Annotated in this window: 25 protein-coding genes; 2 read left to right on the plus strand and 23 right to left on the minus strand. The window is 74.2% G+C overall.

The genetic code is table 11. The annotated features are described in order from the left end of the window. Window positions 1–3: 3 nt before the first annotated feature. From OCU29_RS19050 to OCU29_RS19150, 21 genes are all read right to left on the minus strand, one after another. Window positions 4–1,092: a prephenate dehydrogenase gene (locus tag OCU29_RS19050; protein ID WP_179616458.1), complete on the minus strand. Its 1,089-nt coding sequence runs from the start codon at window positions 1,090–1,092 to the stop codon at window positions 4–6. Beyond that, entirely contained in the window at window positions 1,085–1,474 is a 390-nt protein-coding gene (gene aroH, locus OCU29_RS19055; protein WP_179616457.1) for a chorismate mutase, read from the minus strand. The genes OCU29_RS19050 and aroH overlap by 8 nt, the downstream gene beginning before the upstream one ends. Before the next feature lie 78 nt (window positions 1,475–1,552). Continuing rightward, entirely contained in the window at window positions 1,553–2,308 is a 756-nt protein-coding gene (locus OCU29_RS19060; protein WP_261821179.1) for a pseudouridine synthase, read from the minus strand. Window positions 2,309–2,361: 53 nt separating this feature from the next. Then, on the minus strand, window positions 2,362–3,018 hold the full coding sequence (gene scpB, locus OCU29_RS19065; protein ID WP_370463685.1) for an SMC-Scp complex subunit ScpB: 657 nt from the start codon (window positions 3,016–3,018) through the stop codon (window positions 2,362–2,364). Beyond that, entirely contained in the window at window positions 3,015–3,920 is a 906-nt protein-coding gene (locus OCU29_RS19070) for a ScpA family protein (RefSeq protein WP_370463686.1), read from the minus strand. The genes scpB and OCU29_RS19070 overlap by 4 nt, the downstream gene beginning before the upstream one ends. Beyond that, the gene (locus tag OCU29_RS19075) at window positions 3,917–4,285 is read right to left on the minus strand and encodes a hypothetical protein (RefSeq protein WP_218876361.1); all 369 of its coding nucleotides are present in this window, start codon (window positions 4,283–4,285) and stop codon (window positions 3,917–3,919) included. Before OCU29_RS19075 ends, OCU29_RS19070 begins: the two co-directional genes overlap by 4 nt. After that, the gene (locus tag OCU29_RS19080) at window positions 4,270–5,085 is read right to left on the minus strand and encodes a ParA family protein (RefSeq protein WP_246305738.1); all 816 of its coding nucleotides are present in this window, start codon (window positions 5,083–5,085) and stop codon (window positions 4,270–4,272) included. The genes OCU29_RS19075 and OCU29_RS19080 overlap by 16 nt, the downstream gene beginning before the upstream one ends. A 430-nt stretch (window positions 5,086–5,515) precedes the next feature. Next, window positions 5,516–5,809 carry a GNAT family N-acetyltransferase gene (locus tag OCU29_RS19085; RefSeq protein WP_261821162.1) on the minus strand — a complete coding sequence of 98 codons (294 nt, stop codon included), beginning with the start codon at window positions 5,807–5,809 and terminating at the stop codon, window positions 5,516–5,518. Between the two features lie 25 nt (window positions 5,810–5,834). After that, the gene (locus OCU29_RS19090) at window positions 5,835–6,212 is read right to left on the minus strand and encodes a hypothetical protein (protein WP_261821163.1); all 378 of its coding nucleotides are present in this window, start codon (window positions 6,210–6,212) and stop codon (window positions 5,835–5,837) included. 10 nt (window positions 6,213–6,222) lie between these two features. Beyond that, window positions 6,223–8,916 carry an RNA helicase gene (locus tag OCU29_RS19095; RefSeq protein WP_261821164.1) on the minus strand — a complete coding sequence of 898 codons (2,694 nt, stop codon included), beginning with the start codon at window positions 8,914–8,916 and terminating at the stop codon, window positions 6,223–6,225. Next, window positions 8,916–9,902, minus strand: coding sequence for a site-specific tyrosine recombinase XerD (locus tag OCU29_RS19100; protein ID WP_370463687.1), 987 nt, complete (start codon window positions 9,900–9,902; stop codon window positions 8,916–8,918). The genes OCU29_RS19095 and OCU29_RS19100 overlap by 1 nt, the downstream gene beginning before the upstream one ends. A 2-nt stretch (window positions 9,903–9,904) precedes the next feature. Next, a complete protein-coding gene (ald, locus tag OCU29_RS19105) occupies window positions 9,905–11,020 on the minus strand; it encodes an alanine dehydrogenase (RefSeq protein ID WP_261821165.1) in 1,116 nt (371 codons plus the stop codon). Then, window positions 11,017–11,661: an NUDIX domain-containing protein gene (locus OCU29_RS19110; protein ID WP_261821166.1), complete on the minus strand. Its 645-nt coding sequence runs from the start codon at window positions 11,659–11,661 to the stop codon at window positions 11,017–11,019. The genes ald and OCU29_RS19110 overlap by 4 nt, the downstream gene beginning before the upstream one ends. 29 nt (window positions 11,662–11,690) lie before the next feature. Further along, window positions 11,691–13,379 (minus strand): CTP synthase, encoded by a 1,689-nt coding sequence (locus OCU29_RS19115; RefSeq protein WP_261821167.1) that lies wholly within the window; start codon window positions 13,377–13,379, stop codon window positions 11,691–11,693. Window positions 13,380–13,429: 50 nt separating this feature from the next. Then, window positions 13,430–14,305: a copper transporter gene (locus OCU29_RS19120; protein WP_261821168.1), complete on the minus strand. Its 876-nt coding sequence runs from the start codon at window positions 14,303–14,305 to the stop codon at window positions 13,430–13,432. 9 nt (window positions 14,306–14,314) lie between these two features. Continuing rightward, window positions 14,315–15,517 (minus strand): putative cytokinetic ring protein SteA, encoded by a 1,203-nt coding sequence (steA, locus tag OCU29_RS19125; protein WP_261821169.1) that lies wholly within the window; start codon window positions 15,515–15,517, stop codon window positions 14,315–14,317. 80 nt (window positions 15,518–15,597) lie between these two features. Continuing rightward, complete coding sequence (recN, locus tag OCU29_RS19130; protein ID WP_261821170.1) at window positions 15,598–17,358, minus strand: DNA repair protein RecN; 1,761 nt, start codon at window positions 17,356–17,358, stop codon at window positions 15,598–15,600. Then, window positions 17,355–18,254, minus strand: coding sequence for an NAD kinase (locus OCU29_RS19135; RefSeq protein ID WP_179617488.1), 900 nt, complete (start codon window positions 18,252–18,254; stop codon window positions 17,355–17,357). Before OCU29_RS19135 ends, recN begins: the two co-directional genes overlap by 4 nt. Window positions 18,255–18,319: 65 nt before the next feature. Continuing rightward, window positions 18,320–19,159 (minus strand): TlyA family RNA methyltransferase, encoded by an 840-nt coding sequence (locus tag OCU29_RS19140; protein ID WP_261821172.1) that lies wholly within the window; start codon window positions 19,157–19,159, stop codon window positions 18,320–18,322. Window positions 19,160–19,163: 4 nt separating this feature from the next. Next, the gene (locus OCU29_RS19145; protein ID WP_261821173.1) at window positions 19,164–19,364 is read right to left on the minus strand and encodes a hypothetical protein; all 201 of its coding nucleotides are present in this window, start codon (window positions 19,362–19,364) and stop codon (window positions 19,164–19,166) included. A gap of 10 nt (window positions 19,365–19,374) precedes the next feature. Further along, a complete protein-coding gene (locus OCU29_RS19150) occupies window positions 19,375–20,385 on the minus strand; it encodes an HAD-IIA family hydrolase (RefSeq protein ID WP_261821174.1) in 1,011 nt (336 codons plus the stop codon). 48 nt (window positions 20,386–20,433) lie between these two features. On the opposite strand from OCU29_RS19150, the gene OCU29_RS19155 reads away from it, so the two are divergent. Then, window positions 20,434–21,579, plus strand: a complete 1,146-nt coding sequence (locus OCU29_RS19155) for a DUF1015 domain-containing protein (RefSeq protein ID WP_261821175.1) — start codon at window positions 20,434–20,436, stop codon at window positions 21,577–21,579. Here OCU29_RS19155 and OCU29_RS19160 read toward each other — a convergent pair. Then, window positions 21,539–21,913 carry a single-stranded DNA-binding protein gene (locus tag OCU29_RS19160; RefSeq protein ID WP_179616442.1) on the minus strand — a complete coding sequence of 125 codons (375 nt, stop codon included), beginning with the start codon at window positions 21,911–21,913 and terminating at the stop codon, window positions 21,539–21,541. The genes OCU29_RS19155 and OCU29_RS19160 overlap by 41 nt on opposite strands. A 152-nt stretch (window positions 21,914–22,065) precedes the next feature. On the opposite strand from OCU29_RS19160, the gene OCU29_RS19165 reads away from it, so the two are divergent. Further along, the gene (locus tag OCU29_RS19165; RefSeq protein WP_261821176.1) at window positions 22,066–22,500 is read left to right on the plus strand and encodes a hypothetical protein; all 435 of its coding nucleotides are present in this window, start codon (window positions 22,066–22,068) and stop codon (window positions 22,498–22,500) included. A 117-nt stretch (window positions 22,501–22,617) separates the two neighbouring features. Here the strand turns inward: OCU29_RS19165 and OCU29_RS19170 are convergent, their stop codons facing one another. Further along, the gene (locus tag OCU29_RS19170; protein WP_261821177.1) at window positions 22,618–23,016 is read right to left on the minus strand and encodes a VOC family protein; all 399 of its coding nucleotides are present in this window, start codon (window positions 23,014–23,016) and stop codon (window positions 22,618–22,620) included. Window positions 23,017–23,166 lie beyond the last annotated feature (150 nt).

Consider the following 23,166-nt stretch of genomic DNA (forward strand, 5'->3'; position numbering starts at 1 on the left):
AGCCTACCGGTGCGTCACCCAGCCGCGGGATTCCAGCGACACCAGCAGCCGTTCCCCGCTCTGCTCGGCCACCACGAGCTCGACGAGACCGGTGGGACGGCTGGTGTCGTGGTCGATGCGGATGTCCTCCACGTTGACCTCGCTGGCCACCGCGTCGGCCAGCAGCCGGGCCAGCTCGCCGGGGTGGTCGGGCACCGTGACGAAGACCGAGACCATGGCCGTCGCGGGGGCGCCGTGCTTGCCGGGGATCGCCCGAGTGCCCGCCACGCCGGTCTCGAGCAGCTGCTCGAGGGCCGCGCGCTCGTCGCCGGCGATCGCCTCGATCATCGCGTCGAGGTCGCGGCGCAGCTCGCGCAGCAGCTCGCCCACGGCGGGCGCGTTGCCGGCCACGATCTGGCCGTAGAGCCGCGGGTCGCCGGCCGCGACCCGGGTCACGTCGCGCACCCCCTGCCCCGAGAGCGAGAGGTGGTTGTCGGGGGCACCGGCCAGCCGGCCCGCCACCAGCGAGGAGACCAGGTGCGGCACGTGCGAGATCCGCGCCACCGCCCGGTCGTGCTCCTCGGGGGTCAACCACGCCGGCACCGCCCCGACCAGGCGCACCAGGTCCTCCACCAGCTCCACGGCCGCCACGTCGGCGTCGCGGTGCGGGGTGATCGCCCACGGCCGGCCCTCGAAGAGGGTCGGGCTGGCCGCCAGCGGCCCGGAGTGCTCGCTGCCGGCCATCGGGTGGCTGCCCACGTAGCGGGCGGCGTGCGCCGCCGCCTCGGGGTGCTCGAGCACCTGCGCCAGCGGGCGCGCCTTGATGCTGCCGACGTCGGTGACGACCGCCTCCGAGGCGGTCAGCGCCGCGGTGATGACCGGGCCCAGCACGTCGGGCGGCACCGCGACGACCACCAGCTGCGGCCGGTCGTCGGCGCGCCGCACCCGCCCGGCTCCCAGGCCGCTGGCGGTGCGCACGTGCTCGTCGTTGTGGTCGCTGAGCAGCACCTCGATCCCGGCGCGGGCGCAGGCCAGGGCCACCGAGGTGCCGACCAGGCCGGTGCCGACCACCTCGACCGGGCCCACCAGGGACCCGGTGCCGGCCTCAGGCATCGGTGTCGGGGACCGAGCGCACGCGGGTCAGGTCGCTGCGCAGCGCCGCGGCGCCGTGCAGGTAGCTGTGCGTGATGTCGGAGCGCGGCAGGTCGGTCTCGACGTGCGCCATCATCCGCACCACCCGCGGCATCGAGCGCTCGATCTCGAGCTCGCGCGCGCAGATCAGCGGCACCTCGCCGAAGCCCAGGCGCCGGGCGGCGTACGCCGGGAACTCCGCGACCAGGTCGGAGGTCGCGGTGAAGATCACCGAGATGAAGTCGTCGACCTCGAGACCGTTGGAGGCCATCACGTCGAGCACCATCTCCGCGACCCGCTCGAGCATGTGGTCTCGCGAGTCCTCCTCGAGCTGGGTCGCGCCCCGGACCGCTCGCACCGCCACGTCTGCTCCTCCATCTGCCTCGTCGTGCCCTGGGGCCGGCTGCTGCCGGCCAGGGGCCAGGCTATCGGGGCCGCGCGCTCACAGCTGCGCCCTGTCCAGCAGGCTGCCCAGCTCGGTGCGGGTCAGCTCACGCATCTCCCCCGGCGCCAGGCCGCCCAGGCGCACCGGACCCAGCTCGGTGCGGGTCAGGCGGCGCACCGGGTGCCCGACGTGGTCGAGCAGGCGCCGCACGATCCGGTTGCGGCCCTCGTGGATGACCAGCTCGACGATGCTGCGCTCGCGGTCGGTGCGCCCGTGGCTGCCCTCGACCAGGCGCGCGCGGCTCACCGTCACCGGCCCGTCCTCGAGCTCGACCCCGGCCAGCAGCTTCTTGATGGTGCCGCGGTGCACCTGGCCCTCGACCTCCGCGACGTAGGTCTTGTCGACCTCGTACGACGGGTGGGCCATGCGGTGGGCGAAGTCGCCGTCGTTGGTGAGCAGGATCAGCCCGGAGGTGTCGGTGTCGAGCCGCCCCACGTGGAAGAGCCGCTCGGGGCGGTCGGCCACCACGTCGCCCAGGGTGCGGCGTCCCTCGGGGTCCGACATGGTCGAGACCACCCCGCGGGGCTTGTTGAGCACCAGGTAGACGTGGGGGCTCATCGGCGGCAGCCGGTGGCCCTCGACGCGCACCACGGCCGTGCGCGGGTCGACCTTGGTGCCCAGTCGGGTCACCACCTCGCCGTCGACCTCGACCAGCCCGTCGAGCATCAGCTCCTCGCACTTGCGCCGCGAGGCGACACCCGACTGGGCGAGCAGCTTCTGCAGCCGCACCTGGCCGTCGTCGTCGAGCGGGATCTCGCGGCCGTCGTCCTCGCCGAGGGGGGCGGGGCGGTCGTGCGGGGGGCGGGTCACGGGGTCTCCTCGGTCGGGGTGGCGGCGCCCGGCTGGTCACCGGGCTGCTCGTCAGGGCGGGTCTGGAACCCGCCGACGCGCTCGAGCTCGTCCTCCAGATCCTCCATGTCCGGCAGGTACGGCGCCAGCTCGGGCAGCTCGTCGAGCGAGCTGACCCCGATCCGCTCCAGGAAGTAGCCGGTGGTGCGGTAGAGGTGGGCGCCGGTGCCGACGTCCTGGCCGGCCTCCTCGACCAGGCCGCGGGTCAGCAGGGTGCGCATCACGCCGTCGACGTTCACGCCGCGCACCGCAGAGACCCGGGCCCGCGAGACCGGCTGCTGGTAGGCCACCACGGCCAGCGTCTCGAGCGCGGCCTGGGTCAGCCGGGCCTGCTGGCCCTCCAGCACGAACTTCTCCACCGCGGGCGCGTAGGCCTCGCGGGTGTAGTAGCGCCAGCCGCCCGCGACGTGGCGCAGCTCGAAGCCCCGGTCCTGCTCGTCGTACTGCTCGGCCAGGGTCTGCAGGGCGGCCACGACGTCCTCGACGGGGTGCCCGACCGCGGTGGCCAGGGCCACCGAGTCGAGCGGCTGGTCGGCGACCATCAGCACGGCCTCCAGCGCCGGGCGCAGCGGCAGCGGCCGCTCGGTGGGCGGGTCGATCAGGGTGTCGCTCACGCCAGGCCCTCCTCGGGGGTGTCGGTGGGAGCGGGCGGGGCGCCCTCGAACTCGTCGGTGACCAGGTCCTCGGCCTCGGTGTCGTCGTCCCCGGTCCAGCGCAGGGTCAGCACACCGAGCGGCGTGACCTGGTCGAAGACCAGGACCCCCTCGCGGAACAGCTCCAGCAGCGAGAGGAAGCGGGCCACGGTGGTCAGCGTGTCCGGGGAGTCGCGGCACAGCGCGGCGAAGGTGGTGGTGCCGGCGCGACGCAGCCGCTCCACCACGATCGCGGCCTGCTCGCGCACCGAGACCCGGGCGGCGTGGATGTGCTGCAGCGAGACCTCGACGACCGGTTTGGGCGCCATCGCCCTGGCGGCCAGGGCTGCGAACTGCTCCAGGCCGATGCCGATCAGCACCTCGGGCAGCAGCGAGGCGAACCGCTCCTCCAGGCCCACCGCGCGGGGGTAGCGGCGCGCCTCGTCGAGCAGGCGCTGCTCGACCACGGCCGCGACCTGCTTGTAGGCGCGGTACTGGATGAGCCGGGCGAAGAGCAGGTCGCGGGCCTCGAGCAGCGCCAGGTCCTCCTCGTCCTCGACGTCGCCCTGGGGCAGCAGGCGTGCGGCCTTGAGGTCGAGCAGCGTCGAGGCCACCAGCAGGAACGACGTGGTCTGCTCGAGGTCGAGGGCGGCGTCACGTCCGGTGCCCGAGGCAGGCACCGGCGCGGTGCGCAGCGCCTTGACGTGGGCGATGAACTCGTCGGTGACCTTGGAGAGCGAGACCTCGGTGATGTCGAGCTTGTGCTTGGCGATCAGGTTGAGCAGCAGGTCGAAGGGACCCTCGAAGTTGTCGAGCCGCACCGCGAAGGCCGGGCTCGCGGAGCCCTCCTCGGCCTCCACGCCCGAGCCGGCGGCCACGCTCACCCCTCGGTGAGACGGCGTACGAGCGCGCTGTCCTCGCCGTGCGCCTCGAGGTCGGCCAGCGCCAGCGCCAGCGCCTCACGCACCAGGCGGCCGCGGTCGACGGCCAGCCCGTGGCCGCTGCGCAGCGACAGCCGGGCCTGCTCGACCGCCAGCAGCTCCTCGGAGGTGATGTAGACGGTCATCTTCTCGTCGTGGCGCACCCGGCCGCTGGGCCGCGCGGGCCTCGCCGGCGCGGCGGGCGGGGCCGGTGCCGGCTGCGCTGCCGCGTCGTCGCGCTGCCCGGTCTCGTCGCGCTGCCTCGTCCCGCTCGGTGCCGTGGGGCGGAACAGGTCGTCCGCCGTCGGCATGCTCACTCGTCGAGCCAACGGCCCAGCACCTCCCGCGACAGCTGCCGGTAGGACTCGGCGCCGGCCGAGGACGAGGCGTAGCTGGTGATCGGCTCGCCGGCCACGGTCGAGTCGGAGAACTTCACCGTGCGGCGGATGACGGTGTGGAAGACCTTGTCGCCCCACGCCTGGACCAGGCGGTCCATGACCTCGCGCGAGTGCAGCGTGCGCCCGTCGAACATGGTGCCGAGCACGCCGTCGATCTCGAGGCCGGGGTTGAGCCGCTCACGGACCTTGTCGATGGTGGTCTTGAGCAGCGCGACACCGCGCAGGGCGAAGTACTCGCACTCCAGGGGCACGATGACGCCGTGGGAGGCGGTGAGGGCGTTGACGGTGAGCAGGCCCAGCGAGGGCTGGCAGTCGATCAGCACGACGTCGTACTGCTCGAGCGCTGGGGCGAGGACGCGCTGCAGCGTCTGCTCGCGGGCCACCTCGTGCACCAGCTGCACCTCGGCGGCCGAGAGGTCGATGTTGGAGGGCAGCAGGTCCATCCCGGGCACCCCCGAGGGCACGACGACGTCGTCGAGGGTGACGTCGCGCTCCATCAGCAGGTTGTAGACCGACAGGTCCATCTCGTGCGGGTTCAGCCCGAGGCCGACCGACAGCGAGCCCTGGGGGTCGAAGTCGACCAGCAGCACCTTGCGGCCGTACTCGGCGAGCGAGGCGCCCAGGTTGATGGTCGTCGTCGTCTTGCCGACGCCGCCCTTCTGGTTGCACATCGCCACGACCCGGGCCTTGCCGTGCTCGGTGACCGGGCGGGGCTCGGGGAAGTCCGGCATCGGCCGGCCGGTGGGGCCGAGGACCGAGGTGCCGGCGTCCCGGCGCGCCGGGCGCTCGAAGGGCAGGGGGTCGCTCACGGACAGATCGTCTCCGGGATCGGGGGCGGGCGGCTGGGTCGGGGTCCGGACCAGCGGTGGCACCGCGGGTGCACTGGTGCCGCCGTGACCTGCTCCGGTCCCCGGGGACATCCCACCATCGCTCATCTGCTGCTCCTCCACCGGCCCCGCTCGCGACGGCACGACGCCCTGTCGGCTCAGGCGACCAGGTCCGGGTTGCGGGCGAGCCTAGGACCGCCCCTGGTCACCCACAAGCGTGTTCGGCAGGTTCCTGGGGACCCGCGCGACCAGGAGCCGATCTGTGCATGGGCCCCCGCGTGTCTGCACAGGCGATCCACCGCCTGTGGAGCAATCTGTGGACGACTGTTGACGCTCAGTGGACGAGGAGGTCCTCGTACTCCGGGTGCTTCTCGATCCAGCCGGCGATGAAGGAGCACTGCGCCACCACCGACCGCTCCCCCGCTGCGCGCACGTCGTCGAGGGCCTCGCGGGCCAGGGCCGAGCCGACCCCGTCGCCGCCGAACCCGTCGCCGACCACGGTGTGGGTGAACACGACCCGGGCCGGGTCGTCGGCGAGCTCGTACTGCGCCACACCGGCCTCGACCCCGTCGAGGGAGGCGACGTAGCGCTGCTGCTCGGGCTGGTGGGTCACGACCGGATCGCTCATGCCGGCGATCGTAGGTCGGGGCGTCTCACCCCTGGGGCGCACCGCCGACCACGAGCACCACGTGGCCCGGCTCGGAGTCGTCGTCGCCCAGCACGTCGACCCGCACCCTGCCCGCCTCGACGCCCACGGTCTCGTACTCCCTGCTGTAGATGTCGCGCAGCACCAGCAGTCCCTCGGACTCGATCTCGAACGAGCCCAGCCGCACCAGGTCTGCGAGCCCCTCGCGCGACGCGTCGTCGGTGAGCTCGGCCAGGGTCGGGCCGTCGTCGACGCTGCGCACGGCGACCGCGACGCAGTCGCTGGTCGCGACGCAGGGCGCGCCCCCGAAGGAGCTCGGCGGGGCGAAGTCCTCGCGCCCCACCAGCAGCAGCACCGAGCTGGGCGGTCTGATCATGCGGCTCACGTCGCCCCCCTCAGCCGAGCCGGTGGAACGCCACGGTCGGCATCACCAGCTCGCCCAGCTCGTCGGTGGCGTCGAGGTCGGCCACGGCGTCGATCACCCAGTCGTGGTGGCCCTCGGGGTCGTGCACGGTCTGGCGCACCTGGAGCAGCCGGGCCGGGGCAGCGTCGTCGTCCAGGCCGGCCGGTACGCCGGTCGCGGCGGTCGTCACCAGCAGGCGGGGCCCGCGGGCGTCCGGACCGAGGTCGACGCGGTCGTGCTCGGCGTAGTACTCCTCGATGGCGGAGTCCCAGGCCGAGCGTCCCACCACGACCTCGCGGGCCGGGTCGGTGCGGTCGGCCGCGGCCCGCTCGAGGGCCAACAGGCCGTCGAGGTCGTCGCGCGCGACCAGCTCGACGCGCCGGAACATCGCGTTGCGCACCATCACCTCGAACGAGCGCCCCTGCTGCGAGAGCGGTCGCGGTGGCGGGGGCGGCGCGTGGTGGGTCAGCTCGTCGCCGAGGCGTGCCAGTGCGGCCGCCGGGTCGGTCAGCGCCTCCCACTCGTCGAGCAGCGAGGAATCGGTCTGGCGCACGGTCTCGCCGAGCCAGTCGACCAGCGCCTCGAGCTCCTCGGAGCGGTGCTGCTCGGGCACGCTCTGGCGCAGCGTGCGGTAGGCGTCGGTGAGGTAGCGCAGCACCAGGCCCTCGGAGCGGGCCAGCTGGTAGCGCCCGACGAGGTCGGTGAAGCTCATCCCCTGCTCGTACATCTGGCGCACCACCGACTTGGGGTCCAGGGCGTCCTCGGGCAGCCAGGGGTGCGCGCCGCGGTAGAGCTCGTACGCCGCGCCCAGCAGCTCGGCGAGCGGCTGGGGCCAGGTGATCTCCTCGAGCAGCGCCATCCGCTCCTCGTACTCGACCCCGTCGGCCTTCAGCTCGTTGACGGCCTCGCCGCGCGCGGCCCACTGCTGGGCCATCAGGATCTGGCGCGGGGAGTCGAGCACCGCCTCGACGACCGAGACCACGTCGAGCGCGTGGGTCACCGGGTCGGACTCCTCGGGCGGGGTGAGCACGTCGAGGGCCTCGAGCGCGAAGTGGGCCAACGGCTGGTTGAGCGCGAAGTCGGGCGGCAGGTCGTGGGTCAGCCGGTAGCGGCGCCCGTGCTCGTCGAGCTCGTCGAGGCGCACCAGCACCCCCGAGGCCACCAGCGAGCGCGCCAAGCGCAGGGCCCGGCGGGCCAGGCGGCGCTGCTGGCGCGGCTCCTCGTGGTTGTCGGTGAGCAGCCGCCGCAGCACCGCGAAGGCGTCCTCCTCGCGGGAGACCACGTTGAGGATCATCGAGTTGTCGACCTTCATCCGTGAGGCCAGGGGCTCGGGCTCCCCGGCCACCAGCTTGTCGAAGGTCTGCTCGGTCCACACCACGGTGCCCTCGGGCGGCTTCCTCAGCTGCGCCTTCGACTTGCGCTTGGCCTGCTTCTCCTCGCTCATCGCGGCGTTCTTGGCCGCGGCCTTGGCCTTGGCCTTCTCGTTCTCGATGGTGTGCTCGGGCGCCTGGACGACCACGTAGCCGGCGGTGTCGAAGCCGGCCCGACCGGCGCGACCGGCGATCTGCAGGAACTCGCGGGTGCGCAGCACCCGTTGGCGGGTGCCGTCGAACTTGGCCAGGCCGGTGAAGAGCACGGTGCGGATCGGCACGTTGATGCCGACCCCGAGGGTGTCGGTGCCGCAGATGACCGAGAGCTCGCCCGACTGGGCCAGCTGCTCGACCAGGCGCCGGTAGCGCGGCAGCATCCCGGCGTGGTGCACGCCCACCCCGCGCTTGAGCATCTTGGCCAGGGTCTTGCCGAAGCCGGCGCCGAAGCGGGTGCCGGCCAGCCGCTCGCTCATCCCCTCCGGCTTGGGGATCCAGCCGGCGTTGAGCAGCGAGGTGGCGTGCTCGACGGCAGCGGCCTGGGTGAAGTGCACGACGTAGACGGGCGCCTGCCCAGTGGTCACGATCTCCTCGAGCCGCTCGGGCAGCGGGTCGAGCGACCAGCTGAACGACAGCGGGACTGGGCGCTCGGCGTCGTCGACGACCGCCGTCTCGCGCCCGTTGCGGCGCGTCAGGTCGGCTCCCAGTGCGCTGACGTCGCCCAGGGTGGCCGACATCAGCAGGAACTGCGCCTGCGGCAGCTCGAGGAGCGGCACCTGCCAGGCCCAGCCGCGGTCGGGCTCGCCGTAGTAGTGGAACTCGTCCATCACCACCAGCCCCACGTCGGCGGCGCGACCCTCGCGCAGCGCGAGGTTGGCCAGCACCTCCGCGGTGCAGCAGATGATCGGGGCGTCGGCGTTGACCGCGGCGTCACCGGTCAGCATCCCGACGTTGTCGGCGCCGAAGACCGTGCACAGGTCGAAGAACTTCTCGCTGACCAGCGCCTTGATCGGCGCGGTGTAGAACGAGACCCGGTCGTCGGCCAGCGCGGTGGCGTGCGCGGCCAGGGCGACCAGCGACTTGCCCGACCCGGTCGGTGTCGCCAGCACCACGTTGCTGCCGGCCAGCAGCTCGAGCACCGCCTCGTCCTGGTGCGGGTAGAGCGCCAGGCCCTTGCTCGCGGCGTACGCCGCCACCGCGTCGTAGACGGCGTCGGCGTCGGCGCCGACCCGTGGCCAGTCGAAGCCCTGCAGCCGGTCGGCACCCTCGGTGGTGCGGGGGTCCTGCTGGGTCTCTTGATGGGTGTCCTGCTGGGTCATCAGCCTCTGGCTCTCGGGTGCGCGGTCGCGAAGACCTCGCGCAGGTTGTCGACGGTCACCAGGGTGTAGACCTGGGTGGTGGTCACGGACGCGTGGCCCAGCAGCTCCTGCACGACGCGCACGTCGGCGCCACCGTCGAGCAGGTGGGTGGCGAACGAGTGGCGCAGCGTGTGCGGCGAGACGTCGCGGGTCACCCCGGCGCGCTCGGCGGCCCGGGTCAGCACGGTCCAGGCCGACTGGCGCGAGAGGCGTCCGCCCCGGGCGTTGAGGAAGAGCGCACCCCCGGTGCCGCCCGGCCCACCGAGCCCGGCGAGCTCGGGGCGGGCGCGCACCAGGTAGGCCTGGACCGCCTCCAGGGCGTAGGAGCCGACCGGCACGATGCGCTGCTTGCCGCCCTTGCCGCGCAGCAGCACGGTGCCCTCGAGGGGGGCTGCCTCGTCGGTGGCCAGGTCGAGGTCGTCGACGTCGAGCCCGACCGCCTCGGAGATCCGGGCGCCGGTGCCGTAGAGCACCTCGAGCAGCGCCCGGTCGCGCAGGGCCAGCGTGGTGCCGGGCGCGCCGGCGGCCTCGAGGATCGCCTCCACGTCGGCCAGGGGCAGCGCCTTGGGCAGCCGCTTGGCCGGCGTGGGCGGCTTGACCTCACGGGCCGGGTCGGTCTCGGCGAGCCCGTCGGCGACGGCGAAGCGGTGGAAGCCGCGCACCGCCACCACGGTGCGCGCCGCCGAGGTGGCGCTCAGCGGCGGGTGGTCGGCGTCGCCCTCGCGCAGGTGCACCAGGAAGGCACCCACGCCGGCCTCGGTCACGTCGTCGAGCCGCTGCACGCCCTGCGCCGCGAGGTGGGCCAGGTAGCGGCGCAGGTCCCGCCGGTACGAGGCCAGGGTGTTGGCCGCCAGCCCCCGCTCGACCGAGAGGTGGTCGAGGTAGGTGCGCACCGCGGCCCCCAGCGCGTCGGCGGGGGCCGCGGTGCGGGCGTCGAGGGCGGGCACGCTCAGGAGAGCACCTGCTCCAGGCCCACCGCGTCGATGCCGGTCGCCGCGCCCACGGGCTCGTTGGTCAGCTGGCCGTCGTGGGTGTTCAGGCCCTTGGCCAGGGAGCGGTCGTCGACCAGCGCCTGGCGCCAGCCCTTGTTGGCCAGCGCGACGGCGTACGGCATCGTCGCGTTGGTCAGGGCGTACGTCGAGGTGGTCGGCACGGCGCCCGGCATGTTGGCCACGCAGTAGAACACCGAGTCGTGCACCTGGAAGGTCGGGTCGGCGTGCGTGGTGGCCCGGGTGTCCTCGAAGCAGCCGCCCTGGTCGACGGCGATGTCGACGAGGACCGAGCCGGGCTTCATCCGCGAGACCAGCTCGTTGGAGACCAGCTTGGGGGCCGCGGCGCCGGGGATCAGCACCGCACCGATGACCATGTCGGCCTCGGTGACGTGCTGCTCGATGGCGAGCTTGGAGGAGGCCAGCCCGTGCACCTTGTTGTTGTAGCGCCAGAACGACATCCGCAGCTTCTCGAGGTCGGTGTCGAGCAGGGTGACGTCGGCGCCCATGCCCAGCGCGATGTTGGCGGCGTTCTGGCCCGAGACGCCGGCGCCGATGATGACGACCTTGGCGTTCGCCACGCCGCCGACGCCGCCGAGCAGCACGCCGCGCCCGCCCTGGGCCTTGAGCAGCGAGTGGGCGCCGACCTGGGGCGCCAGGCAGCCGGCGACCTCCGACATCGGGTAGAGCAGCGGCAGCGCGCCGTTGTCGAGCTGCACGGTCTCGTACGCGATCGCGGTGACCTTGCGCTGGAGCAGCTCCTGGGTCAGGGGCTTGTCGGCGGCCAGGTGCAGGTAGGTGAAGAGCACCTGCCCCTCACGCATCCGGTGGTACTCCTCGGCGACCGGCTCCTTGACCTTCAAGATCATGTCGGCGCTGCCCCACACGGCGTCGGCGTCGGGCAGGATCTCCGCACCGGCGGCGACGTACTCGTCGTCGGTGACCTGGGAGCCGAGCCCGGCGTTCTTCTCGATCACCACCTGGTGGCCGGCCGCGACCAGCTCGTTGACACCCAGGGGCGTGATGGCCACCCGGTACTCGTGGTTCTTGACTTCCTTGGGGACGCCGACCTTCATCTGCCTGCTCCTTCTTCCTGCACGGGTCCCGGCACCCCGTCGTGCCGAGCGGTCCCCGCGAGTCCGCGGGCGTGCGCGACCAGTATCGCGATGACGAGAGGTGCGTCACAAAGTCGACCCTCGAGCACCCCGGCGCGCAGGTCGTCGAAGGGCACCCAGGCGGCCTCCATCTCGGCCTCCTCGTGCTGGGGCTCGAAGTCGCCGCGCCCGACCTCGGTCAGGTCGCGCGCCAGGTAGATGTGGGCCAGCTCGGCCGAGATGCCCGGCGAGGCGTAGGTCGAGACCAGGTGGGTCCACTCCCCCGCCGCCAGCCCGGCCTCCTCGGCCAGCTCGCGCCGCGCCACCTCGATCGGGTCCTCGTCGTCGCCGTCCATCAGCCCCGCGGGGATCTCCACGAAGCGGTGCGCCGCGGCGTGGCGGTACTGCCACAGGCACAGCACCCGCTCCCGCTCGTCGACGGCCAGCACCACCGCGGCACCCGGGTGCTCGAGCACCACGCGCCGGAACGGCTCCTCGTCGGGGTGGTCGGGGCGCCGGACGTGGTCCTCGCGCAGCGCGACCACCCAGCCGTCGCGGTGCAGGTCGGCCGAGGCCGTCACCGGCCACGTGGTGGGGACGTCTCGCAGCGGCGGGTGGTCCATGGAGGCGACGCTACCGGTGGGCACCGACGTCAGTCGTCGGCGGGCTTGCGGCGCAGGCCCTTCTCGTCGATCGGGAAGCGCAGCTCGCGCTGGCGGGTGATCGCCGCGCCGACCAGCCCGGCGAAGAGCGGGTGCGGGCGGGTGGGCCGCGAGCGGTACTCCGGGTGCGCCTGGGTGGAGACGTAGAAGGGGTGCACGTCGCGCGGCAGCTCGACGAACTCGACGAGGTTGTTGTCGGGCGAGGTGCCCGAGAAGACCAGGCCGGCCGACTCCAGGTCGTCGCGGTAGGCGTTGTTGACCTCGTAGCGGTGCCGGTGCCGCTCGTGCACCTCGGCCTGTCCGTACGCCGCGCGCACGACCGAGCCCTCCTTGAGGGCGGCCGGGTAGAGGCCCAGGCGCATCGTGCCGCCGAGGTCGCCCTCCCCGTCGACGATGTCGACCTGCTCGGCCATCGTGGCGATGACCGGCTCGGGGGTCTGCGGGTCGAACTCGGTCGAGCCGGCCTTCTCCAGGCCCAGCACCTCGCGGGAGTACTCGATGACCATGCACTGCAGGCCCAGGCACAGCCCGAGGGTGGGGATGCCGTGGGTGCGCGTGTAGGTCAGGGCGCCGACCTTGCCCTCGAGCCCGCGGATGCCGAAGCCGCCCGGCACGCAGACGGCGTCGACGTCCTGCAGGTGCTTGGCGGCGCCGGCAGGGGTGGCGCACTCGTCGGAGGCGATCCAGCGCAGGTTGACCTTGGCGCTGTGCGCGAAGCCACCGGCGCGCAGCGCCTCGGCGACCGAGAGGTAGGCGTCGGGCAGGTCGACGTACTTGCCGACCAGGCCGATCGTGACCTCCTCCTCGGGGTGGTGGACGCGCTCGAGGAGGTCGTCCCACAGCGTCCAGTCGACGTCGCGGAAGGGCAGGTCGAGGCGGCGCACCAGGTAGGCGTCGAGGCCCTCGCGGTGCAGCACCTTGGGGATGTCGTAGATGGAGGGCGCGTCGGCGGCGGTGACGACGGCCTCGTCGTCGACGTCGCACATCAGCGCGATCTTGCTCTTGATCGAGGCCGGCAGCTCGCGGTCGGCGCGGCACACGATGGCATCGGGCTGGATGCCGACCTGGCGCAGGGCGGCCACCGAGTGCTGGGTGGGCTTGGTCTTCAGCTCGCCGGAGGGGCCGATGTAGGGCACCAGCGAGACGTGGATGAAGAAGCAGTTGTCGCGCCCGACGTCGTGGCGCACCTGGCGGGCGGCCTCGAGGAACGGCAGCGACTCGATGTCGCCGACGGTGCCGCCGACCTCGGTGATGACGACGTCGATGTCCTCGCCGCCCATCGCGAGGACCCGGTCCTTGATCTCGTTGGTGATGTGCGGGATCACCTGCACGGTGTCGCCGAGGTAGTCGCCGCGGCGCTCCTTGGCGATGACCTGCGAGTAGACCTGCCCGGTGGTCACGTTCGCGATCTGCGACAGGTCGGTGTCGAGGAAGCGCTCGTAGTGGCCGATGTCGAGGTCGGTCTCGGCGCCGTCGTCGGTCACGAAGACCTCGCCGTGCTGGAACGGGTTCATCGTCCCGGGATCGACGTTGAGGTACGGGTCGAGCTTCTGCATCGTCACCCGGAGGCCGCGCGAGCGCAGCAGCCGACCCAGGCTGGAGGCCGTGAGTCCCTTCCCGAGCGAGGAGGCGACGCCTCCGGTCACGAACACGTGCTTGGTCGGGCCTGAGTTCCTCACGGAACTCCACCCTACTTCAGCCGGGGGCCGGTTCCGAACCCGACTCGCGCTCAGGTGACGGGGACCGCACCGTCCTCGCCGGCCGGGCCGTAGTCGCCCCCGGCGCCGCCGGTCGCGGCGAGCAGCGCGAGGGCCGCGGTGACCTGGCCGGCGGGCGTCTCCACGCCGTCCACGCTGAGCACGCCCCCGGGTGTGCCGTCCTCGCGCAGCGCGGCCAGGGTGCCCTCGCGCGCCGAGGTGGAGCCCGCGGCCACGACGGTCCCGCCGGCCACGGTGGCCAGCCCCGAGACCAGGCCGGAGAGCACGTCGGGGTCGGTGTCGTCACCGAGCACCAGCAGCACCAGCGGGGCGCGGTCGGCGTCGGGGTCGCTGGTGCTGAGCAGGTCGGCTCCCGCGAGCCCCTGGCGCACGGTGCGGGCGTTGCCGCCCGCGGGGGTGCCCTCGGGCGCCGAGGTCGCGAGCGCGAGCCCCAGCAGCTGCCCGAGCCGGTCGTACGCCGGCGCGTCGGGGTCGATGGCGCCGTCGTCGACCTCGTCGACCAGGCGGCTGCCGAGGGTGTCGACCAGCGAGGTCGAGGACCCGCCCACCAGCCGGTCGAGGAGCTCGTAGCGGGCCGCGACCTCTCCCCCGGCCTGCTCGACGTGGGCGGTGAGCGCGCCGAGCACCTCGTCGTCGGGGCCTCCCGTGGCGACCAGGGCCACCGAGCGTCCCTCCAGCCCCCCGTCGAGCAGGGCACCGGCGGTGGTGGCGGCGAAGGTGTCGGCGTAGTCGCCGAGGGACGTCTGCGGGACGGCGGCGCTGGCGGGGGTCTCGTCGCCCGCGCCGTCGCCGGCGTCGGCGAGCGGTCCGCCGCCGAGGACCACCCCGACCGCGAGGGCGAGGAAGACGGCGACGAGCGAGACGACGTGGTGGCGGTAGGTGATCACGGTGCTACCTCAGAGATCGGTGAGTCGGTCGGTCAGGGAGCCGGCACGGTCGGCCCAGCCGGCGAGGCGCTCGCCCCACCACGCGGCCCATTCCTGGCCCACCGGGGTGACGGCCAGGGCGCACAGCAGCGCGACGAGCCCGGCCAGCATCACGACGTAGAGGTGGCGGGGCCGCACGCGACCGGAGTAGAGCAGCGGGACCGCCGTCGCGTCGACGAGGCGGGGGCCGAGGGCCAGGCGGGTCAGGTAGGTGCTGGCGACGCCACCGCGGTCGCGGTCGAGGAAGTCCTCGAGGTCGGCGTGCAGGCCGACCCCGACCACGGGGCTGGCCTCGCCGGCCTTGGCCAGCAGCAGGGCCGCGTCCTCGGCGGTCGCGGTGGTGCTCAGGGTCGCTGCGCGCACCCCGACCCGCTCGACCGCAGCGGTGGTGGCGTGCCCGTCGCCGGGGGCGACGACGACCACCACGTCGGCGGCGGCGGTCAGGGTCGCGGCCCGGGGCGGGTCCAGGTCGCTGCGCCCGTCGACGACGACCACGTCGGGCTGCAGGCCGGCGGCCGCGAGGCGGTCGGCGGCCTGGTGCACCGCGATCACGACCGGGTGCTGCTCGCGCACGTAGGGCGTCACCAGCGCCAGCTCAGCGGCCAGCTCGGGACCCTCCACCGCCACCACGGCGGCGCGTCCCTCGAAGCGGGTGGCCAGGGCGGGCAGGCCGCGCCCGTGCAGGAGCAGCTCCTCCTCGCGGCGCAGCAGCTCGGCGGCGTTGTGGGTCAGCGCCTCGAGCTGGGAGGCCAGCCCCAGCCGGGCCCGCTCGGTCTCCTCCTCCAGGTCGGTCAGCGCCAGCAGGCGCCCCTCGAGCACCCGGCCGTCGTCGAGGTGGAGCGCCGACTCGTGCAACCGCACGCTGCTGCCGTCCTCGACACCGCCGGCGGCCGCACCGACCCGGTCGAGCAGCAGCACGCCGTGCTGGGCCAGCAGGCCGGGGCCCTGCGCCGGGTAGCGCCCCGACATCATCGGGGCCGCGTTGACCACGGCCACGACGCCGGCGTCGACCAGCGACTGGGCCGTGGCGCGGTCGAGGTCGCTGTGGTCGACGACCGCGACGTCGCCGGGACGCAGCCGCGACAGCAGCGTGCGTGGGCGGCGCTCCACGCGGGCGGTGGCGGTGAGGCCGGGCAGGACGGGGGCCGGGCGACGGCGGACCGAGAGCTTCATATCGCTCCACTGTCGCACCGCGACGGGTCGCTGCGTCGAAGGCGGGCGCCGTGTCGCCGCCCGCCCGTGTGACCCGGGTCTCAGGCCAGCGCGCGGGCCGGCTGGGCGACCTCGAGCAGCTCGCGGGCGTGGGCGACCGCGGTGTCGGAGCCGGCGAGACCGGCCATCATCCGCGACAGCTCGACCTCGCGGGCGTCGTCGTCGAGAAGGGTCAGACCCGAGCTGGTGACGCTGCCGTCGCTGGACTTGCGCACCACCACGTGCCGGTCGGCGTACGCCGCGACCTGCGGCAGGTGGGTCACCACCAGCACCTGCGCGGAGCGCGCGAGCTGGGCGAGGCGGCGGCCGACCTCGACGGCGGCTGCGCCGCCGACCCCGGCGTCGACCTCGTCGAAGACGAAGGTCGGCACCGGGCTGGTGCCGGCGAGCGCGACCTCGAGGGCCAGCATCACCCGCGACAGCTCACCGCCCGACGCGCCCTTGTGCAGGGGCCTGGGCTCGCTGCCGGTGTTGGCGGCCAGCAGCATCTCGACCTCGTCGACGCCCGAGCGGGCGTAGCGCAGCCAGCGCCCCCCGACCCGCAGCGGGGCACCGGTGGGCAGCTCGCCCTCGGCCGGGGCACCGGTCTCGTGCTGGTGCACGGCGATGGTGAGCCGCGCGTGCGGCATCGCGAGCAGCCCGAGCTCGGCGGTGACCTCGGTGGCCAGCCGCTCGGCGGCCTGCGAGCGCGCAGCAGTGAGCTGCTCGGCGGTGGCGGAGAGCTCCTCGCGCAGGCGGACCTGCTCGGCGCGCAGCTGCTCGATCCGCTCGTCGGTGCCGTCGAGCTCGAGGAGCCGCGCCGCGGACTGCTCCGCCCAGGCGAGCACCTCCTCGACGGTGTCGCCGTACTTGCGCGTCAGCGCGGTCAGCGCGGCCCGGCGCTCCGAGACCCCGGCGAGCCGGGCCGGGTCGACGTCGATGCGGCTGGCGTAGCCGGCCACGTCGGCGGCGACGTCGGAGAGCAGGTAGATGACCTCGGCGAGCCGGTCGGCCAGCGCCCCGGCCTCGGCGTCGTGCTCGCGCACCGCCTCGAGGGCGGTGCGGGCGGCTGAGGTGGTGGCCAGCGCGTCCGGCGCGCCGTCCTCGCTGGAGAGCGCCTCGCGCGCCTGCTCGGCGGCGGTGCGCAGGGTGTCGGCGAAGCCGAGCCGGGTCTCCTCGGCGGCCAGCTGCTCCTCCTCGCCCGGCTCGGGCGCGACGGCCTCGACCTCGCCGAGCCCGAAGCGCAGCAGGTCCGCCTCGCGGACGCGTTCGCGGGCGTGGGCGACCACGTCGTCCAGCTCGCCCTCGACCTCGCGCAGCCGGTCGAAGAGCCCCGTCCACCGGGCGAGCAGGTCGGCCAGCGGCGCCCCGCCGAAGCGGTCGAGGGCGCCACGCTGGGCGCGGGCCTGCAGCAGCCGGTGCTGGTCGGACTGCCCGTGCACGGCGACCAGGGGCTCGGCCACCGCGGCCAGCCCCGAGACGGGGACGCCGGCGCCGCCGACGAAGGCGCGGGAGCGGCCCTCGGCCGAGACGTTGCGGGCCAGCACGACGCGCTGGTCCTCGACCTCGCCGCCGACCTCCTCGACCGCGGCGACCAGCCCGGGCAGGTCGGCGGCCGCGACGACGCCCTCGACCCGGGCGCTGCGGGCGCCCAGGCGCACGGCGCCGCTGTCGCTGCGTCCGCCCAGGAGCAGCCCCAGCGCGGTGACGATCATCGTCTTGCCCGCACCGGTCTCACCGGTGATGACGGTCAGGCCGGGGCCGAGCTCGAGCGTGGAGGCGTCGATGACGCCCAGCGAGCTGATCCGGATCTCCTCGATCATGCGTCCTGCCCCCTGCGCCGTCGCTCCGCCGAGCCGCGCCAGCCCTCGACGGGCAGCCCGAACTTGGCGACCAGCCGGTCGGTGAAGGGTGCCTGGTGCAGCCGGGCCAGGCGGACCGGCCGCTCGCCGCGACGCACCTCGATGCGGGCGCCCGGGGGCAGGTCGACCGCGCGCCGCCCGTCGCACCACAGCACCCCGGCGGAGTCGGTGCGCGCGAGCACCTCGACGGCCAGGACGGAGGTCGGCGCGACCACCAGCGGCCGCGCGAAGAGCGCGTGCGCGCTGATCGGCACCATCAGCAGCGCCTCGACGCCGGGCCACACGACCGGGCCGCCGGCGGAGAAGTTGTAGGCGGTGGAGCCGGTCGGGGTGGCGCACACGACCCCGTCGCAGCCCCAGCGCGAGAGCGGGCGGCCGTCGACCTCGACGACCACCTCGATCATCCGCTCGCGGGCGGCCTTCTCGACGCTGGCCTCGTTGAGCGCGAAGGTGGAGGTCACCACCTCGCCGTCGCGCAGCACCTGCACGTCGATGCTCATCCGGTCCTCGACGCTGTAGCGGCGGGCCACCACGGCGTCGATGACCGAGGCGACGTCGTCGTGCTCGGCCTCGGCCAGGAAGCCCACGTGGCCCAGGTTGACCCCCAGCACCGGGGTGCCCGCCTCGCGGGCGATCTCGGCGGCGCGCAGGATCGTGCCGTCGCCGCCGATGACCAGCGTCAGCTCGCAGTCGTCGCTGGCCCCGGCCTCGGTCTGGGTGGTCTCGACGTCACCGGCGACGCCGAGGTCGTCGGCCTCGCGGGCGATCATGCGCACCACGATGCCGTGGCCGGCCAGGGCGCCGGCGACCTCGTGGGCCACGCTGCGGGCCTCGTCGCGGCCGGTGTGGGTCAGCATCAGCACCCGGCGCGCGGGGCGGTCGCCGTCGACGGGGGCGGACGACGGTCGCACGGGGGGCTGGCTCACTCCTCCACCCTCTCACCCGGGTCCCCCACCGGGTCCTCGCCCCGCACGAGGCGGGCCAGGTCGTCGGCGTCGACGCGGGCGGGGCCGCGGCGCAGCCACAGGAAGAACTCGACGTTGCCCGACGGGCCGGGCAGCTGGCTGGTGGTGGCCATCACCGCGCCCCAGCCCCGCTGGGCCGCCGCGGCGGCGACGGTGGCGACGGCCTCGGCGCGCAGGTCGAGGTCGCGCACGACCCCACCCTTGCCGACGCGGTCCTTGCCGACCTCGAACTGGGGCTTGACCATCAGGGCCAGGTCCGCGTCGTCGGCGCACACCGACAGCACGGCGTCGAGCACCAGGACCAGGGAGATGAAGGACAGGTCGCCGACCACGACGTCGACCGGGCCGCCGACCAGCTCGGGGGTCAGCTCGCGGATGTTGGTGCGGTCGTGCACGCGCACCCGCTCGTCCTGGCGCAGCGACCAGGCCAGCTGGCCGTAGCCGACGTCGACGGCGACCACCTCGGCCGCGCCGTGGCGCAGCAGCACGTCGGTGAATCCGCCGGTCGACGCGCCGGCGTCGAGGCAGCGGCGGCCCTCGACGGTGAAGCCGTGCGGGCCGAACGCCGCCAGTGCACCGCTGAGCTTGTGCCCACCGCGGGACACGAAGTCGGGCACGCCCTCGACCTCGGTGACCACGAGCGCCACGTCGGTGGTCACCCCGGTCGCCGGCTTCGAGGCGACGGCGCCGGAGACCTTCACCCGGCCCTGGGCCACCAGCTCGGAGGCGTGCTCGCGCGAGCGGGCCAGCCCGCGGCGGACCAGCTCCGCGTCGAGGCGCAGACGACGAGGGGGCACCGGCTCAGCCCTCGCGCGCGGACGTCGGGGCAGCGTCGGGGTCGCTGTCGAGGGCGCGGCGCAGTGCGTCGTGCGCGGCCTCGAAGACGGCGGCGTGCTCGCCGACCGGGCGAGTCGCCAGCTCCTCGACGGAGGCCGTCACCGCGTCGACGGCCGCGACGCCGGTGCGGGGCCCCTCCGGTGCCGCGGGGTGGTGCTCGTCCATGCCGGCGAGGCTACCGCGCGACCGCGCTCGGGGGGCCGACCAGGTCGCCGGTCTCCACGGGCCGCCCGGTGCGGTCGAGGTGCGCCCAGCCGGCGACCGCGACCGCGCGCCACCAGTCGGCCTCGCTGCCCTTGCCGCTGACCTGCAGGCGGCCGTCCTCGGCGTGGGCGCTCCAGCCCCCGCAGCGCGCGACGCCACCGTCGGCGACGACCTCGGGGTGCGGCTCGAGGAGGCCACGCAGGTCGGGGTGCAGGTAGGTGGGCCGCTCCTGCTCGCGGGCGGCCAGCAGGGTCGGCAGGTCGGTGACCCCGGTGAGCACCAGGAGCGCCTCGATGCCGGTGCCGACCGCACCCTCGATGTCGGTGTCGAGGCGGTCCCCCACCATGAGCGGCCGCTCGCCCCCGACGCGGCGCACGGTCTCGTCGAGCAGCGGCCGGGCGGGCTTGCCGGCGACCACGGGCTCGACGCCGCTGAAGCGCTGGAGCGTCTCCACCAGCACACCGTGGCCGGGCGCGACGCCGTACGACGTCGGGATGGACTGGTCGGTGTTGCTGGCCACCCACCACAGGCCCTCGCGGATCCGCACGGCGGCGCGCATCACGTCGCGCCACAGCACGTCGGGGCCGTAGCCGGTGACCACCGCGTCGGCGTCGTCCTCGACCCCGACCGACTCGAGACCCACGGCGCGCACCGACTCCAGCAGCCCGTCGGCGCCCAGCACCACGACCCGGGCACCCTCGCCGAGGCGCTCCGCCAGCACCCGGGCGGCGGCCTGGGCCGAGGTGACCACGTCGGCGTCGTCGGCGTGCACACCGATCCGGCGCAGGTGTGCGGAGACGGTGGCGGGGGTGCGGGAGGCGTTGTTGGTGATGAAGGCGACCCGAATCTGCTGCTCGCGGGCGGCCGCGATGGCCTCCGCCGCCTGCGGCACGGCCTCCCCGTCGACGTACACGACCCCGTCGAGGTCGAGCATCGCGAGGTCGTGGCAGCCGGTCAGCGCCTCGCGTGTCCCACGCAGCACGTGTGTCCCCTTCCCGTGGTCGGTCCGAGCGCACCCTACGATGCACCGATGGACGAGAGCGCTGTGGTCTGCCCGCCCGCCCTCGCCGGACCCGTGAGGCTGCACCCCTTCCGGGCGCTGCACCTGGCGGCCGACCGGGTCGGGACGGCGGCCGGGGCCAGGGCCTTCGCCCACCCGCACGACCGCGTCCCCGGACGGCTGGCCGGCTGGCTGCGCGAGGGGCTGGCCGTCGAGGAGACGAGCCCGGCGGTGTGGGTGCACGAGTACACCGCTCGCGGCATGACCGTGCGCGGGATCGTCGGGGCGCTCGACCTGACCCGGCCGGCCGTCCCCGGCACCGCCCCCGCGGTGCTGCCGCACGAACGGGTCCTCCCCGCCCAGGTCGACGAGCTCGAGCGTCGGATGGCCGAGATGCAGCTGCAGCCGGCAGCGATCCTGCTCGCCCACCGGGCCACCCCGCGCCTGCGGGCGCTGGTCGAGCGGGTGGTGGCCGCCGAGCCCGACGTCGAGATCGACGACCCGACCGGTCAGGAGCACCGGGCATGGGCGGTCACCGACCCGGGCACGACCCGGGAGCTCGACGAGTCCCTCGCGGGCACCCAGGCGTTGATCGCCGACGGTCACCACCGCTATGCCGCCTACCTGCGGCTCTGCGCCGAGCACGGGGCCGAGGGGCCCTGGGGCCGGGGGCTGGCCATGCTGGTCGACCACGACGACACCCCGCTCTTCCTGGGCGCGATCCACCGGCTGCTGCGCGGCGTCCAGGTCGCCGACCTGGTCGCCCTGGCCCGCGACGCCGGGCTGAGCGTGCGCACCGGCGGCCGCGGCGCGGCGCTGGCCGCCCTGGACCGCCAGGTGCTGGTGCTCGCCGACTCCCGCGAGGCCGCCTGGGTGCGGGTGCCGGAGGACCGGTTGCCGGTCGAGCTGCTCCACCACGACCTGCTGCCCGCCCTGCGGGAGCACGGGCGTCCGGAGACCGGCACCGACCACCTGCACACCGCGGAGCAGGCGCTCGCGGGCGCGGACGCCGGGTCGGGCACCGCGGTCCTGCTGCCGGCGCTCGAGCTGGACGAGGTGATGACGGTCCTGCGCGCCGGCCGCCTGCTGCCCGAGAAAGCCACGTCCTTCCAGCCCAAGCCGAGCGTCGGTGTGCTCATGCGGCCGGTGCGCGACGGATCCGGCGACCCGACCTGACCTCGACCTCCACCCGGGAGGCGGTGCCGGCCGGGCTGCGGAAGAAGCGCCGGCGCACCGCGCCCTCCACCGCCACGACGTCACCGGCGTGCCAGCGCTCCACGCTGCGGCGCACCCGGGCGTCCCACGCCGCGCACTCGATCGCGTCCACCGACCCGCGCGGGCCGCGTCCCTCGGCCGCAGCCGGCCGGGGCGGGCGACCGACCACGACCCGGAAGGTCCACAGCCGGTCGCCGCTGGGCAGCTCGCGCAGCTGGGGGTCCTGGGCCAGCCTCCCCTGCAGGCGCACCTCGTTGACCGGGTCCGTGTCCTGCACCGTCTCCACCGTGGGCATCCGCACCACCTCCTGACCACCATCCTCGCGGGCACCGGCCCCGCGTGGGGGCACCGGAACGGATCTGTGGAGAACCACCGGGGCCGGCACGCGAGGCAGGTCTGAGCACGCGTACGGATGCGGCACGACGGGGCGAGGCCCAGGCTCGTCCCATGGACCACGAGCACAGCTCCCCGGGGCGCACCGCAGGCCGGGTGGCGGCCACAGCCCTCGTCCTGCTCGCCGTCGCGACGTCGATCGTGCTCGGCACCGCCGGGTGGTTCGCAGTGGGCTTCGCGACCATGACCGACTGCACCAACAGCTACAGCTGCTCCCCCGCCGGCTGCCCGCCCTGCACGGCGACCGGGCGCTGGATCAACGCCGGCGGGCTGGCCCAGTGGGCGCTGGCCGCGATCGGGGTAGCCGTGCTGGTGCGGGCGCGCGGGCGGCGTCGACCGCTGCGACTCGCGGCTGCGGGGGCACTGCTGCTGTCGCTGTCGGTGTTGACCGTGGTGCTGAGCACGACCCTGGCGCAGTCGTCGTACTGCCGTCCCGGCACCCCCGGCTATGCCGACAGCTACTGCGCCGGCAAGCGCACGGCGGAGTAGCCGGCGCCGCCTCCGCTGGTGAGGTGGGTCGAAAAGTGTGGAGTCTGCGATGAAGCAGGTTGATCCAAGGCTCCACACTCTCGCTTGCCGAGATCGGCGGGTTGCGTGTGGAAATGGTCACCGGATCAAGCAGAAGGGGTGACCTACCGGGTCGAGGTACACACGGAACCCGCCGTCCTCAGAGGGCTGATGCTCGTGGACACGAGCCCCGAGAGCAAGGATCTGTGGTTCGGCAGCGTCGATATCGCCGACGCTGAAGTCGAGGTGGAACTGTTGGGGGTGCTCGCCGCCCGGCCACGTGGGCACTATCCAGTCGTCGATCTGCTGGAAGGCCAGCGTTGCTCGTCCGTCTGGATGGTCCGGGGAAACGCCGCCGCCGGGCGGACTGAGCGTGGCGAAGTGCTGGTCTGCGCCGTCCTCGATCGGCCAGCCCAGGAGACCTGAGTAGAACTGCGCGAGCTCCAGCGCATCGGGACAGTCGATGATGACCAGGTCCAGCCTAGGAATGAGGTCCATGCGACGAGGCTAACCGCACTCTTGGACGAAGTACGTCCTGCAGTCACACCTGCTCAGCGTGGGACCGACACGCAAATGACAGCAGCCCCACCGCGGTGCGGTGGGGCTGCTGCGAAGAATTGTCCGGCGGCGTCCTACTCTCCCACAACC

Source organism: Nocardioides sp. OK12 (assembly GCF_024341885.1).
Lineage (GTDB): Bacteria > Actinomycetota > Actinomycetes > Propionibacteriales > Nocardioidaceae > Nocardioides > Nocardioides marinisabuli.

Excerpts from the sequence above, each read along its gene's own strand:
- OCU29_RS19050 (WP_179616458.1), bottom strand. The coding sequence starts at position 1,092 with ATGCCTGAGGCCGGCACCGGGTCCCTGGTGGGCCCGGTCGAGGTGGTC.
- ald (WP_261821165.1), bottom strand. The coding sequence starts at position 11,020 with ATGAAGGTCGGCGTCCCCAAGGAAGTCAAGAACCACGAGTACCGGGTG.
- OCU29_RS19085 (WP_261821162.1), bottom strand. The coding sequence starts at position 5,809 with ATGAGCGATCCGGTCGTGACCCACCAGCCCGAGCAGCAGCGCTACGTC.
- steA (WP_261821169.1), bottom strand. The coding sequence starts at position 15,517 with ATGAAGCTCTCGGTCCGCCGTCGCCCGGCCCCCGTCCTGCCCGGCCTC.
- OCU29_RS19145 (WP_261821173.1), bottom strand. The coding sequence starts at position 19,364 with ATGGACGAGCACCACCCCGCGGCACCGGAGGGGCCCCGCACCGGCGTC.
- OCU29_RS19095 (WP_261821164.1), bottom strand. The coding sequence starts at position 8,916 with ATGACCCAGCAGGACACCCATCAAGAGACCCAGCAGGACCCCCGCACC.
- OCU29_RS19160 (WP_179616442.1), bottom strand. The coding sequence starts at position 21,913 with ATGCCCACGGTGGAGACGGTGCAGGACACGGACCCGGTCAACGAGGTG.
- recN (WP_261821170.1), bottom strand. The coding sequence starts at position 17,358 with ATGATCGAGGAGATCCGGATCAGCTCGCTGGGCGTCATCGACGCCTCC.
- OCU29_RS19165 (WP_261821176.1), top strand. The coding sequence starts at position 22,066 with ATGGACCACGAGCACAGCTCCCCGGGGCGCACCGCAGGCCGGGTGGCG.
- OCU29_RS19080 (WP_246305738.1), bottom strand. The coding sequence starts at position 5,085 with ATGCCGGACTTCCCCGAGCCCCGCCCGGTCACCGAGCACGGCAAGGCC.
- OCU29_RS19155 (WP_261821175.1), top strand. The coding sequence starts at position 20,434 with ATGGACGAGAGCGCTGTGGTCTGCCCGCCCGCCCTCGCCGGACCCGTG.
- OCU29_RS19135 (WP_179617488.1), bottom strand. The coding sequence starts at position 18,254 with ATGCTGACCCACACCGGCCGCGACGAGGCCCGCAGCGTGGCCCACGAG.
- OCU29_RS19170 (WP_261821177.1), bottom strand. The coding sequence starts at position 23,016 with ATGGACCTCATTCCTAGGCTGGACCTGGTCATCATCGACTGTCCCGAT.
- OCU29_RS19110 (WP_261821166.1), bottom strand. The coding sequence starts at position 11,661 with ATGGACCACCCGCCGCTGCGAGACGTCCCCACCACGTGGCCGGTGACG.